Source organism: Arthrobacter gandavensis, from assembly GCF_015355785.1.
Classification (GTDB): domain Bacteria; phylum Actinomycetota; class Actinomycetes; order Actinomycetales; family Micrococcaceae; genus Arthrobacter_B; species Arthrobacter_B gandavensis_A.
The window spans coordinates 765,511-778,413 of record NZ_JADKYW010000003.1 but is presented as its reverse complement, the minus strand read 5'-3'; the positions used below and the strand labels follow the sequence as shown (position 1 = coordinate 778,413).

Annotated in this window: 10 protein-coding genes; 3 read left to right on the top strand and 7 right to left on the bottom strand. The window is 66.4% G+C overall.

Annotated features, from left to right (window positions below; genetic code table 11):
• Positions 1–19: 19 nt before the first annotated feature.
• The 7 genes from ITX31_RS04840 to ITX31_RS04805 all read right to left on the bottom strand — a co-directional run bounded on the left by ITX31_RS04840 (position 20) and on the right by ITX31_RS04805 (position 10,407).
• Positions 20–1,501: a HAMP domain-containing sensor histidine kinase gene (locus tag ITX31_RS04840; RefSeq protein WP_323745583.1), complete on the bottom strand. Its 1,482-nt coding sequence runs from the start codon at positions 1,499–1,501 to the stop codon at positions 20–22.
• A 3-nt stretch (positions 1,502–1,504) separates the two neighbouring features.
• The gene (locus tag ITX31_RS04835; protein WP_194782293.1) at positions 1,505–2,215 is read right to left on the bottom strand and encodes a response regulator transcription factor; all 711 of its coding nucleotides are present in this window, start codon (positions 2,213–2,215) and stop codon (positions 1,505–1,507) included.
• Positions 2,216–2,785: 570 nt separating this feature from the next.
• Entirely contained in the window at positions 2,786–5,374 is a 2,589-nt protein-coding gene (locus ITX31_RS04825) for a LuxR C-terminal-related transcriptional regulator (RefSeq protein WP_194782291.1), read from the bottom strand.
• A gap of 251 nt (positions 5,375–5,625) precedes the next feature.
• On the bottom strand, positions 5,626–5,961 hold the full coding sequence (locus tag ITX31_RS04820; RefSeq protein ID WP_194782290.1) for a hypothetical protein: 336 nt from the start codon (positions 5,959–5,961) through the stop codon (positions 5,626–5,628).
• Between the two features lie 46 nt (positions 5,962–6,007).
• Positions 6,008–7,654 carry a DNA repair helicase XPB gene (locus ITX31_RS04815; RefSeq protein ID WP_194782289.1) on the bottom strand — a complete coding sequence of 549 codons (1,647 nt, stop codon included), beginning with the start codon at positions 7,652–7,654 and terminating at the stop codon, positions 6,008–6,010.
• Positions 7,647–10,082 carry a helicase-associated domain-containing protein gene (locus ITX31_RS04810; protein WP_194782288.1) on the bottom strand — a complete coding sequence of 812 codons (2,436 nt, stop codon included), beginning with the start codon at positions 10,080–10,082 and terminating at the stop codon, positions 7,647–7,649. The genes ITX31_RS04815 and ITX31_RS04810 overlap by 8 nt, the downstream gene beginning before the upstream one ends.
• 40 nt (positions 10,083–10,122) lie before the next feature.
• Entirely contained in the window at positions 10,123–10,407 is a 285-nt protein-coding gene (locus tag ITX31_RS04805; protein WP_194782287.1) for a hypothetical protein, read from the bottom strand.
• Between the two features lie 231 nt (positions 10,408–10,638).
• Between ITX31_RS04805 and ITX31_RS04800 the strand changes: the two genes are divergently transcribed.
• The 3 genes from ITX31_RS04800 to ITX31_RS04790 are packed head-to-tail and all read left to right on the top strand — an operon-like array spanning position 10,639 to position 12,858.
• Entirely contained in the window at positions 10,639–11,022 is a 384-nt protein-coding gene (locus ITX31_RS04800) for a cold-shock protein (RefSeq protein ID WP_194782286.1), read from the top strand.
• Positions 11,023–11,037: 15 nt separating this feature from the next.
• On the top strand, positions 11,038–11,508 hold the full coding sequence (locus ITX31_RS16050) for a DUF3027 domain-containing protein (protein ID WP_194782285.1): 471 nt from the start codon (positions 11,038–11,040) through the stop codon (positions 11,506–11,508).
• A 54-nt stretch (positions 11,509–11,562) separates the two neighbouring features.
• Positions 11,563–12,858 (top strand): MFS transporter, encoded by a 1,296-nt coding sequence (locus ITX31_RS04790; RefSeq protein WP_194782284.1) that lies wholly within the window; start codon positions 11,563–11,565, stop codon positions 12,856–12,858.
• Positions 12,859–12,903 lie beyond the last annotated feature (45 nt).

The following is a 12,903-nucleotide window of genomic DNA, read 5'->3' as shown; positions in this document are numbered from 1 at the left end:
CGGGAGCTGAAACTGGGTGCTATTCCTTCTCGAGGTTGCCCCCGTCTTCGGCCGGTTCCTGCTCCGGTGAGCCATCGGGGGACCTGAATGGAAGGCGAATGGACATGGTGGCGCCGCCACCCTCGGTTTCCGTCAGCCGGACGGTGCCGTCGTGCTGCGCCACAAGCGCTGCGACGATCGCCAGTCCCAGTCCGGTACCGCCTGTTTCCCGGTACCTGGAGGAGTCCGCCCGGTAGAAACGTTCGAAGACCCGGGCCGCATCCTCTTCGGAGATACCCGGACCGTGATCCCGAACTTCCAGGACAGCGTCCATCCGGTCATGGATCACCGGCGCAACACCCACCGCCACCTCGATGGGGCTGCCTGCCGGAGTGTACCGAAGGGCGTTGGTCATCAGGTTGGCCACGACCTGGCGCAGCCTTGCCTCGTCGCCCATGGTGGGCGCGCTCCGCGGTGAGTTGCCATCCAGGCCGATGACGCGGATCTCCCGGTCCGGCGCGCTGGCACGAGCATCCAGGGCGGCGTCGTTGCCCAGGATCATCAGATCCACCGGACCGTATTCAAGCGGGCGCTGTTCATCCACGCGTGCCAGTGTCAGCAGGTCCTCCACGAGCTGGCCCATCCGCTTGGCCTCGCTCTCGATGCGCCCCATGGCAGCGCTGACGTCCTCGGGTTCCTGCAGGGCGCCGTGCCGGTAGAGCTCGGAGAAGCCGCGGATTGTCACCAGCGGAGTGCGCAGCTCATGGGAGGCGTCCTGGACAAACCGGCGCATTTTCTGCTCGGAAGCGGTCCGGGCGGCGAACGCAGTTTCAATGTGTGCCAGCATGGCGTTAAGGGAGCGGGAGAGCCGGCCGATCTCGGTTGCGGGATTGCCTACTTCAACGCGGCGGGAGAGATCGCCGGCGGCAATGGCCGCAGCTGTCTTCTCGACCTGGCTCAGTGGCCTGAACTGGCGGGTGACGGCCCAGTAGGCAATGCCGGTGGCTCCCAGCGTTCCCAGCAGCCCCACTGAAAAGACAAGGGAGGCCGCCTCATCGACGGTTTCGGCAACCGAATCCAGCGGCACTGCGACGGCGATAGACCCCGGGAAATTCGCGATGTGGAATACCATCACGCGCCAGCCCTTGCTGCTGGGTGCTGTGCCCGGTACGTCGAAACCCCGGCCGCCCTTGGCGTCAACGTCCGCCGAGGTCAAGTTGCCAATGACGGGGATGTCGAAGGTCGGCTCGGAATGGGTTTCGGGGCCGTGGGTTCCGTCTTCATCCAGGTAGAGCCCGTAGAAACGGAAAAGTGAGGCATCTGTGGTGGGGCTGCCGGACACCAGGTACCGGGAGATCGCACCTGCGTTGTCCTGGATATCGGTATCCAGGCGGCTGATCAGGATCTGGCGCAGGACATAGATGGTGGCGAGTCCCGTGATGGTTACGGTGACCACCATCAGTACGGCCATGATGACCACCAGCTGCGAACGCAGCGAGGCGGACTTCCAGCGGCGGAGCAAGGCTTAGCGTTTCTCCGTCGTGCGCAGCAGGTAACCCACACCGCGCTTGGTCTGAATCAGTGCCGGCGCATCCGGGCGGCCGTCGATCTTGCGGCGCAGGTAGGAGATGTAGGACTCCACGATCGATGCATCACCGTTGAAGTCGTACTCCCACACGTGGTCGAGGATCTGTGCCTTGGACAGAACCCGGTTTGGATTCAGCATCAGGTAACGGAGCAGCTTGAACTCGGTGGGGGACAGGTCAATCGTGACTCCGCCGCGCCGCACCTCATGCGCATCGTCGTCGAGCTCCAGGTCCTCCACCCGGATCACGGCGTCGTCGTCATCGAGGGGCTGGGTGCGGCGCAGGACGGCGCGGATCCGGGCGACCACCTCGTCGAGGCTGAATGGCTTGGTGACATAGTCGTCCCCGCCTACGGTCAGGCCGGTGACCTTGTCTTCGGTATCGTCCCGGGCTGTCAGGAATACCACTGGGAAATGGCGGCCGGCGGCACGCAGGCGGCGGGTAAGGGTGAACCCGTCCATGTCCGGAAGCATTACGTCCAGTACGGCCAGGTCAGGGCTGTGCTCGTCAACCGCGGCAAGGGCTTCCCGGCCGTTGCCTGCAGCGACGACGTCGAAGCCGGCGAAACGCAGCGACGTCGACAGAAGCTCACGGATGTTGGGTTCGTCATCGACAACAAGGAGCCTGGCCTCAGGAGCAGATTTAGTCACAAGTCCTAGTTTCTAGCATTTGGCTGATCGTTTCCTGAATGCTAACTCAGCGTCTGCTGGATAAATAGCGTGAACTGGTGGCTGACCGGGCGAGGGTGAAGTGCGGGATGAAACCCGCTGTGATCTCGGCACCCCGTTCCTGCCGGAGGAGAGTATTGACTGACAGCGCATGAACTAGAGAAAGCGGAAGGCAGATGCTCGGAACTGTGCCTGGGTCCAGGCGCCGCACGGACCCAAAGGCTGAATACGGCATCGGAGAGAGTCTGGCCGTGACCGGTAAGTCCGCAGAAAGCCCGGCGGCCCGGAAGGGTGTCCCCGCAGCGGCCGGGACACTGGGATCTGTCCCCGTCGGCGCCGTCATCGCGGGATACTGGCCGGTGAGCTTCTACCGGCAACCGGAGGTTCCGCTGACCCCAGATGAAACCAGCGGTTTTTCCTGACCCAAGACCGCCGGAGCGAGGCCGGCCACCCAACCCGGCAGCCCCGGCCCACGGCGGCAACCTGGTGCCCCAACACCTGTGAGCCGCCTCCCGGGAATCCAGGCTTCTTTGGCGGAGCCTGGATTCCCGGCTAGAGCAGGCCCCTGCGCAGTGCCTCGTTCAGGGCCTCGGCCCGGCCGGTGACTCCGAGCTTGCGGTACAGCGCCCGGAGCTGGGACTTGACTGTGTTCACTGAAACGAAGTGAATCCCTGCTATCTCGGCGAGAGAACCCGATTGGGTCAGCGAGTTCAGGATGGCCAGTTCGCGCGGTGTCAGGTCAGGCATCCCCGCCGTGCTTCCTATGATGCTCTCCGGGAACGGGCCCAGTCCGACGTCGTGCCCGGTTTCCGCGGCGGCGTTCCGGACGCGTTCAAGGTCTGCTGCGGGCAGCAGCGCCGTGGACAGCCTGAGTCCATGCTCCTGGTACAGGACCGACAACCGGGCGAGCTCCAGTTTCACCCCTGGCGCCAGCGCGGATTCCAGCTGCAGGCGGGCAGCGACCGACAGGCCGGCCACCTCTGCCTGCTCTCGAAGGGAACCACCGGCGCCAAGCCGGATGACTGCGCTAAGGGTCTTGCCGGCGTGCCCGGTTGCGAGGTGGATACGTGCCGTCACCAAGTCCCGTTCAAACCTGGGCAGGCTTTCGGCTGCGGCCAAGGCGCGGCCCGGGAACCCACCCGCCAGCATCAGGAGCGACTGTACCCGAACCAGCAGCGCGTGCTCTGGCCCGCTGATGGGCGGAAGCCCGGACCTATTTGCGATCACGTCTTCCAGCCGCGCGGCGGCCGGTTCAGGGTTGCCTGCAATCAGGTCTGAGACGGCGTCCAGGTATCTGACCCGCGGCCACAGTTCCATGGTGTCCGCCTGGCCCAGGACGCCGGCCAGCGCTGCTTTGGCGGCAGCGGCGTCCCCGGTCTCCAGTGCGGCCATCGCCTGGGCCAGCCGGAGGGGGGTCACCGAATAGTGGTGCAGTTCCGTGCTGCCCCAACCTAGGTCGCTGCAGCGCTGCAGGAACCGGGCAGCGCCGGTCAGGTCACCGCGGCCGGCCAGGATGCAGGCGCTGAGAGAGTGGTAGTAGCCTTCGTAATCCGGCTGGTGCTGCGCCGCTGCCAAGGAAGCGGCCCGCGTGAACGCGTCTTCGGCTTCCTCTGTGGCTCCGTGCCGCCAGAGCGAGATTCCCAGGTGCGCTACGGCGACGGATTCGAGCGGTCCGATCCTCTCGCGTTCGGCCAGCGGCATTTCCGCGTATATCTGCAGCCCGGTCCTTGCGCGTGCCGCTGACCTATCTGTCTGGCCGCTTCCACGAAGGGTGACTGCCTCAACCAGGATGAGCAACAACCGCTCAGCCGCGGGCATCGAACGGAAAATCATGCGGGCGCCGGACAACGCCAGGGCTGCCAGTTCCGCACCCCGAATGCGCCGGAACGCTGACGAGTTGTAGAGGACGGCTAGGGCCAGGGCAGGGGCAGGCTGCCGTGCCAGCCGGAGCAGCGACACTCCTTCAAGGAGTTTTCTGGTCTCCGTTTCGTGGAACGTGAACAGCTCCAAGGCACAGTTGCGAATGACGTCGGTGGCAAGATCCAGGCTGTCCGCACCCATCGCGTGGCGGAGGGCTTCCAACGCCAGCCCTTCCGCCAGGAAGTACCGTGCACACGCTTCTTCCAGGGCGGAAAGGCGCGCACTGCGCGTTTTGCGTGCCTGGGACAGCAGGGCGCCGCGCAGCAGGGGAACGACGGCGGCGCCGCCGTCGGGCGTCCGGGAGATGAACCCTTTCTGCTCGGAGCTGCGCATCAGTTCTTCGGTGTTCCCGTCACCGCAGAGCGTGGCTGCCAGGGCAGCGGGCAGGACCTCGGGTACCGCGGCTGCCAGCATGAAATCCGCGAATGCGGCTGTGACCCGAGGCGGGGAGAGCAGTCCGGCGAGGTCGCCTGCAGCTGAATCCAGCACGGCTGGAAGCAGCTGTCCGCGCCGGGACCGCGTAGGTACTGCCGCGCTAAGCACCAGGAAACGGACCCAGCGGGGCAAACCGCCGGTCAGGTGCCGGACTTCTTCCGCGTGCTCATCCAGGCCCGTTCCTGCCAGCGCCCCGGCGCATTCGTTCACGGTGAATGCCAGTTCCTCCGGGCCTACCACCGCTACGTCCAGCTCCAGGAGAGCTCTTCGCAGCTCGATGTCTCCCAGCGACGCAGTGCTGGCTACTATCCGCAGCCCCGGCATGGCCCGGAGCAGGCCAAGCAACAGCTCCTCGGCCGGGAAGCCGGTGGCCAGATGAAGATCGTCGAGGATCAGCAGGTCCCGTGCCGGGAGCCGGGCGAGGCGGGGCAGCAGCGTTTCAAGGTCAGCGCCGTCCGCGGCCGCTTGGGCAACCTGCTCCAGGAGTGCTGCCTCATCCGCGTTCCCCGATTCGAAGGCCCCGGCCAGCAACGCCGAAAGGAACCGCGCTGCTGCGCCGGGCTGCCCGGCGGGTGCGATGGCGCTCCTGCGGGCCGAAATCCAGGCAGCCGGCCGGTCCCGTGCGGCGGCCCAGTCCTGCAGGAGGGTGGTTTTTCCAGCTCCGTCCGGGCCGCGCACGAGCGTCAGCGGGGCGGCGTCGTCGTCGAGCGCGCGGAGCAGCCTGGCGCGGGAGAGGACGAGCGGATTCGGGCGCGGGGGGCCCGGGACTACGGCGAAATGCGGCATGTGGCTGGATCCGGCTCGGCGGGACGTGGATGCCCGAAGCCGCGCGGAAGCGCGCCCGGAAGCATGTTCAAGATAACCGCTGCCAACTCCGGGGCGCTATTGTGTGACGCCGCCGGGACTCATGAGGTGCGTCGGGAACCGGTGAAAGCGGAAACGAGATCGCGGTAGGCCATGGCGGTAGTCACCGGCTCCAGGGTGGCGCGCTCCTCATCGACCGTAGGCAGATGCTGCCCCGCACGGCCCGCGTCCACCTAGCCCCATTCAGGGGCCGCGCCGTCGGCGGTTTGCACCTGGACCCGCCAGATAACCCAAGGTTCGTTCCACATCCGGATCCACGCTGGATCGTCCGTGGGCGGCGCCTCGTCTGCGGATGCAATCCGGCGGTCGAAGACCTCGGTCGGGAGATCGAGGCTCCCCGTCGTGAGGGTCCAGGCCGGACCCAGACCCAGCCATGAGGCTACCAGGCGGGCCAGATCGGGGAGACTAACGAAATCCAGCTGGACCAGGGACTCATAGCGGTCGATGCGGTCGGCGTCGAGTTCCGTGCGCGCAGGACAGAAAAGGGGGCTATGTGGAGAACTGTCCATGGGGATAACCCGTGCTGTTCCCTGAAAAGGGGGGAATTGAAAGACGCTAGGCGGGCTTTTCGATATCCGCGGCGTCCTGAATGGAGTAGGCGTAGCCCTGCTCTGCCAGGAAACGCTGCCGCTTGGCCGCGAAGTCCTGGTCGAGGGTGTCCCGCGCGACCACGGTGTAGAAGTGGGCGGCCCGGCCGTCCGATTTTGGACGCAGCAGACGGCCCAGCCGCTGGGCCTCCTCCTGGCGGGAGCCGAAGGAACCGGAGACCTGGATGGCCACCGATGCTTCGGGCAGGTCGATGGAGAAGTTGGCCACCTTGGACACAACGAGCGTCTTGAGCTTGCCTTCGCGGAAATCATTGAAGAGCCGCTGGCGTTCCTTGACCGCGGTGCTGCCCTTGATGACCGGGGCATCCAGCCGCTCAGCCAGCTCATCCAGCTGGTCGATGTACTGCCCGATCACCAGGATCTGGTCGCCTTCATGCCGGCGTACCAGATCCTCCACCACCTTGGACTTCGTCTCCGAGGTGGAACACAGGCGGTACTTGTCGCCGTCCTCGGCCATGGCATAGGCAACCCGCTCGTCCCGCGGCAGGTCCACCCGGACTTCAATGCACTCCGCCGGCGCGATGTAGCCCTGCGCCTCGATATCTTTCCAGGGCGCGTCGTACCGCTTGGGGCCAATCAGCGAAAACACTTCGCCCTCGCGGCCGTCTTCGCGCACCAGCGTGGCAGTCAGGCCCAGCCGGCGCCGGGCCTGCAGGTCCGCCGTCATGCGGAAGATCGGTGCCGGAAGCAGATGGACCTCGTCGTAAATGATCAGGCCCCAGTCATTGGCGTCCAGCAGTTCGAGGTGCGGATACAGTCCGCCGCGCTTGAGCGTGAGCACCTGGTACGTGGCGATGGTGACCGGGCGGACTTCCTTGACCGCGCCGGAGTACTCACCGATCTCGTCCTCGGTCAGCGAGGTCCGCTTGAGCAGCTCGTCCTTCCACTGGCGGGCCGAGACAGTGTTGGTGACCAGGATCAGGGTCGTAGTGGAGCTGGTGGCCATGGCGGCAGCACCGACGAGCGTCTTTCCGGCACCGCAGGGAAGCACCACTACGCCGGACCCTCCGGCCCAGAAGTTCTCAGTAGCCAGCTTCTGGTAGGGACGCAGCGCCCAGCCGTCCTCATCCAGCAGGATCGGGTGCGGTGTGCCGTCCACGTACCCGGCCAGGTCTTCCGCCGGCCAGCCCAGCTTCAGCAGGAGCTGTTTGAGCTGGCCGCGCATCGCAGACTGGACTACTACCGTTTCACCGTCGATCCGCGGGCCCAGCAGCGGCTGGATCTTCTTGGCGTGAAGCACTTCCTCAAGGACGGGGTAGTCATTGGTGCGCAGCACCAGCCCGTGCTGGGGATCCTTCTCCAGCCGCAGCCGCCCGTAGCGGGACATGGTTTCCTCAATGTCCACCAGGAGGGTGTGCGGTACCGGAAAGCGGGAGTAGGTGAGCAGGGTATTGAGCACCTGCTCGGCATCCAGCCCGGCGGCCCGCGCGTTCCAGAGCCCCAGCGGCGTGAGCCGGTAGCTGTGGATGTGCTCGGGAGCCCGCTCGAGTTCAGCGAATGCTGCTATCGCGTGCCGGGCCTCTACGGCCGATGGATGGTCCACTTCCAGCAGGATGGTCTTGTCGCTTTGGACGATCAAAGGTCCGTCAACCATGTGCTGGGCTGCCCTCCACTATTTCCACATCCATTATCCGATGTATCGACACTACGCGTTCTACGTCCCGGCGGGGATCGAAGACCCGCACCCGTCCGTCGCTTACGGATAGGGGAACGAAGATCTCCTGGCGTTCATTCCCCTGGCCGTCCACCACCCCCATCCGGACGGAGCTCTTGGTGCGGATGGCCTTGCGAAGGGTCTCCAGTCCCACCAGCGGAACCGACTCATCCGGCTTGGCCGCTGCGGCAGGTCCCCGCCCGCGCAGCGCAGCGAGCTGCGCCTCGAGGTCTTCCTCGGTGAGTTCCCACTGGTTTACGCGCGTGGCGGATGACGACGGCGCCGGTACGGGCGGCCTGGCATGGGAACCTGACGCTTCACGTGCGCGCCCCTCCATGACCGGCGCGTAGCCCAGGCTGCGGATCGCCAGAGCGAGCTCCTGCGGCGTCGCTGCAGAGGCGATCACGGTGGGCGCGAGGCGGGTCAGGCCCAGGACGGCTGCCCGGGGATCCGCCATCAGGGCGTTCAGCCCCGCTTCGTCGTCGCTGCGCAGGTAGGACCACGCGGCGCCGATGCGCAGCCGTCCGTGCCGGGCGGCGGTATCCTCCACCAGGTAGCGCAGGGGCTGCGGAACTTCGGTAGCCGAGTAGCGCGCCAGGAACTGAAGGATCGCCGCCGCGTCCATGTCCGCGTCCAGCGCGCGGCGCACCGAGTTCGCGGAGAAACGGTAGATCGTCGCCGGCCCCTGCCCTTCGGCGTCCGCCAGCAGGGCCAGCTGCTGGGCGACCTTGGGGTCCAGGTACCCCGGAGCAACCGCAGTGAGGTCTGCCTGCAGCAGGAAGGAACTCAGCGGCTCGGGCAGCGCTGCCCGAAGCCGGGCCACGGCACGGTCCATGTCTGCCCCGGCAACGGCGAGGCCCAGTTCCGTCATGGCTCCGGAACCAAGGAGTCCCAGCTGCGCGGCTTCCTTCAGGATGCCGGGAACAAGCCGGGCGAAGCGGCGCTGCAGCCGCGGCTGGTACCAGGTCAGCGCGCTGATCAGGTCTTCTGCGTCATAGGCGCCGGAATGGCCGTCTTCGACGGCTTCCTCTGCGGCGAGGGCGGCGAGCATCTCCAGCATTCGCCGGCGGACCAGCGGCGCGTCAGGGCGGGACAGCTCGGCGGCCAGGGCGTTTACGGATCCACCGCCCGGCAACGGTCCGCCGACGAGCGACGGCGCCCGCTCTGCCTCGAGCCAGGCGCTCACCAGGTGCTGCCACTGCAGTTCCCGGTCCATGGTGTGCCATTCGCTCTCCGCGGTGCCCCAGCGGGACGTTGCCGCGTCCAGGACCAGGAGCCCTGACAGCGCGGCAAGCTCAAGGAGCCAGGCGGTGGCCGCTCCGTCCAGCCGCAGGGCCTCCGACACCCGCCGGACCTCCCGCACCCCGACGCCGCCGGACCGCAGCGTGCCGATCGGGGCTTGGGCAGCAAGCGTCAGCAGCTCAGTGACGAGCCGCAGTGTTTCCGCCACGGCGCCGAAGGCCGCGTTGTCCCGCAGGGCGTGCGGCACCGGACGGGGCGTTGGGGGAACAGGTTCGAGCTGGAAATCGGAAACGATCACATGGCCGCGGGAAGCCTGCCCCACCGGCCTGGGCAATTCAACATGCAGGGCATCCAGCGGCACCAGGAGACCGTGCGCAACCAGCCACTCAACGGGCGTGGGGGAGGGATTGTCCAGGACTGCCCGGCTCATGGCGGCCTTGCGCGGGACGGTTCCCACCGGCGAGTACTTGAACCGCCGGAGGAGATCATTGGTCTGAGGGGGAGCCCCGGCCAGCAGGGCTTCCCAGCCGGCCGGATCCGAGACCAGATGGTGCAGCGAGTGGGCCGCCGTCGACGGCGTGTCTGCCTTCTCGACGGGAAGACCACGCTGGCGCAGCCTCTCGACAATGCCCACCAGACGCTGCCCGAATTCCGGCTGCTGGGCGGCCAGCGTGGAATAGGGCCGGCCCAGACCGGCCGGGTAGGCGCCCAGGGCTTCACCCAGGACCGAGACCGGGAGGTAGAACCGGCGCCCGGCGTCGGCTTTCGGAGCCCCCGGATGGGGGGTGGCCCGGCGCAGCAGGGCGAGGCTGTGCAGGTAGCCCAGGATCGCGTCCAGCGACTTGATGGTGGACCCGGAGATGGATGATTTGAGCCAGGACGCGGTGGTGCTCAGGTGCGAGTCTTCATTGGTGGTCAAATCCAGCGCTTCAAGCACCTGCAGCTGGGGAGCCGTGAGTTTTTCGAGCGCGCGCTGAACGCTGATGCGGGTTGACGCCCGGGCCGCCAGCGCCTGGAAATCCGGCACCGGAGGAAGGGCCAGGTCCGGCCGGGCGAGCAGGAGTTCACGCAGTTGTTCGTCACTGCGCGCTGCAAGGTCTTCAGCCAGGGCTCGGATCGCGGACATCGTCAAACAGGTTACCCGAGTGGCACCGAAAACAAACGGGTTAGCCCCGGCGCCGCCGCACGATTGAGTCAATTACCAGCCCGGCCATCATGAGGAACGCCAGGGGCAGGCAATAGAACGCGCCGGCAGCGAAACCGGGCCAGACGGCTTCTCCGCGAAGTGCTTCCAGCAGCAGGGCGGCAAGGCTCCCGACGCCGGCCACGGCAAGTACCGCGGCCAGTGTTGTTGCCAGCGTGCGGAAGGGAGAGCGTCTTCCGCTCGCCGCCCCCTGCACGGGGGTGCCGGCGGCTGCATTGTCTGCGGGAGTTGGGCCCAGGTGTTCCATGGTCTTTAACGCTAACAGCTAGAATATCCCGCGCACCCAAAGCGGCACGGGCCCAGCATTTGGGGGCGCGGGATATTCTAAAGGGAAGACTCTTCCCCGTAGTATCTCAACAGGCATCCGCCGCCGGACCGTTTGGACTCCGGAAGACAGATACGCGCGGACGTAACACCCCTTTCATCACCAGATGCGGTCGAAAGCCCGCACCCGATACCTAAGAACGAGGTAAGCGAAGTGCCCATCGGCAAGGTCAAGTGGTTCGACACTGGCAAGGGATTCGGCTTCCTGGCCACTGACGACGGCCAGGAAGTCTTCCTGCATGCTTCTGCGCTTCCCGCTGGTGTCAGCGAGGTGAAGCCCGGGACCCGGATGGAGTTCGGCGTGGCTGACGGACGCCGTGGACCGCAGGCGCTCTCTGCCCGCATCCTGGAGGCTCCGCCGTCGGTAGCCAAGGCCACGCGCAAACCGGCGGACGACATGGCCGTCATCACCGAAGACCTCATTAAACTGTTGGATGGCATCTCCAACGGACTGCGCCGGGGCAGGTACCCCGAGAAGAAGCATGCAGCCAAGGTAGCCGCGGTGCTGCGGGCTGTTGCAGACGACCTTGATGCGTAGGGACAGAACCACCGAGTGAAAAACACCGAAGTCAGCGAGACCCAGGAAACACCTAAGCCTGCTGCCGCACGGAAACCTGCGCGCAAGCCGTCAAAACCGGACGCAGTGCTTGCAGCTGCCTGGGAAACGGCCCGTGCGGGCCTGCTTGAAGTCGTGCCCGAGGAGCAGGTTGGGGAGTGGCTGAGTGCTGTTCCCGAGGCGGACCGGCTGGTAACCCACCGCTTCCGGGCCAACCGGCCCGGCTACCGCGGCTGGGAATGGTTCGCCACCGTGGCACGGGTTCCCCGGGGCAAGGCCGCCACGGTCTGCGAAGTGGGCCTGCTGCCCTCGGCTGAGGCCGTCCTGGCTCCGGAATGGGTGCCGTGGTCCATGCGTATCCGGCCGGAGGACGTGGCTGCGCAGGAAGCAGAGAAGGAACAGGGCACTGCGGTGCCTGCGGCAGAGGAAGAAGCCGCAGGCACGCCTGCCGCATCGGAGGACGACTAAGCAGTGAGTGCGCGGAACGCGGTTCACAATCCCGGAAGGGAGAAGTGAACCCAGATGTTCCGTTCCCTTCGCATCTTCAATTACCGCATTTGGTTCCTGGGAGCACTGGTTTCCAACATTGGAACCTGGATGCAGCGCACGGCGCAGGACTGGCTGGTCTATGACATCCTGACCAACCAGGATGCCGCCGCCATGGGTATTGTGATGGCGCTCCAGTTGGGTCCCCAGCTGCTGCTTGCCCCGTGGGCGGGGCTCGTCGCGGATACCTATGACCGGCGGAAGGTCCTGCTCGCAACCCAGGTGGCTATGGCCGCACTTGGTGCAGGACTTGGTTTGCTGGTGCTCTCCGGCCACGCGGAACTCTGGCACGTATACGCCTTCGCGCTGGCGCTGGGAGTGGTCTCCGCGATTGATGCTCCGGCCCGCCAGAGCTTCGTCTCCGAGGTGGTCAGCGAGGAGAACCTTCCCAACGCCGTCGCGCTTAACAGTGCCTCCTTCAACGGGGCACGCATGGTTGGCCCGGCGGCTGCGGGCCTGCTGACCGTCGCCGTCGGGCCGGGATGGGTCTTCCTGATTAACACCGTGACCTTCGCGGCCATGGTCCTGGCGCTGTTGAAGATGCGGTCGTCGGAGCTGCGCGTGCTGCCCAAAGCCCCGCCTGGCAAGGGCCGGATCCGGGCAGGCCTGAAGTACGTGAGGTACCGGCCGGACCTCATCATGGTCCTGCTGGCCATTTTTATCGTTGGCACTTTCGGGCTGAACTTCGCGGTGTATATCGCGGCGATGGCGCGCACCGAGTTCGGCCAGGACGCCGGAATCTTTGGCCTGCTGAACTCCATCATGGCCATTGGATCGGTTGCCGGTGCGCTGCTTTCCGCCCGCCGGGACAAGCCGCGGCTCAGGTTCATCTTCGGTGCTGCCGGAGCCTTTGGTGCCGCCTGCCTCATCGCCGCGCTGTCGCCGAACCTGTGGATCTTTGCGCTGTCCCTGATTCCGGTGGGCCTGTTCGCCCTGACCCTGATGACCAGCGCCAACGCCTACGTCCAAACCACAACCACGCCCGTGATGCGGGGCCGGGTCATGGCACTCTACTTCGCCATTTTCCTCGGCGGCACCCCGCTGGGAGCCCCGATCGTGGGATGGGTCTCCAATTCCTTCGGTCCCCGCTGGAGCCTGGGTGTCGCCGCGGCGTCCGGGCTGGTCACTGCGGTGATCGGCCTTGTCTGGGCCTGGCGTTCACACCATCTGCGCCTGCATTATGACCGGTCCGTGCGCCGGCGCCTTTACCTGACAAGCAGCGCCAATGAGAATGCGGGGGACCTGACGCAGGAGGACCCCGGCCCGCGCTAGCGGGATCGGAGTCCTCCTGCGGGCCGTCACGCAGGCCCGGGCGGA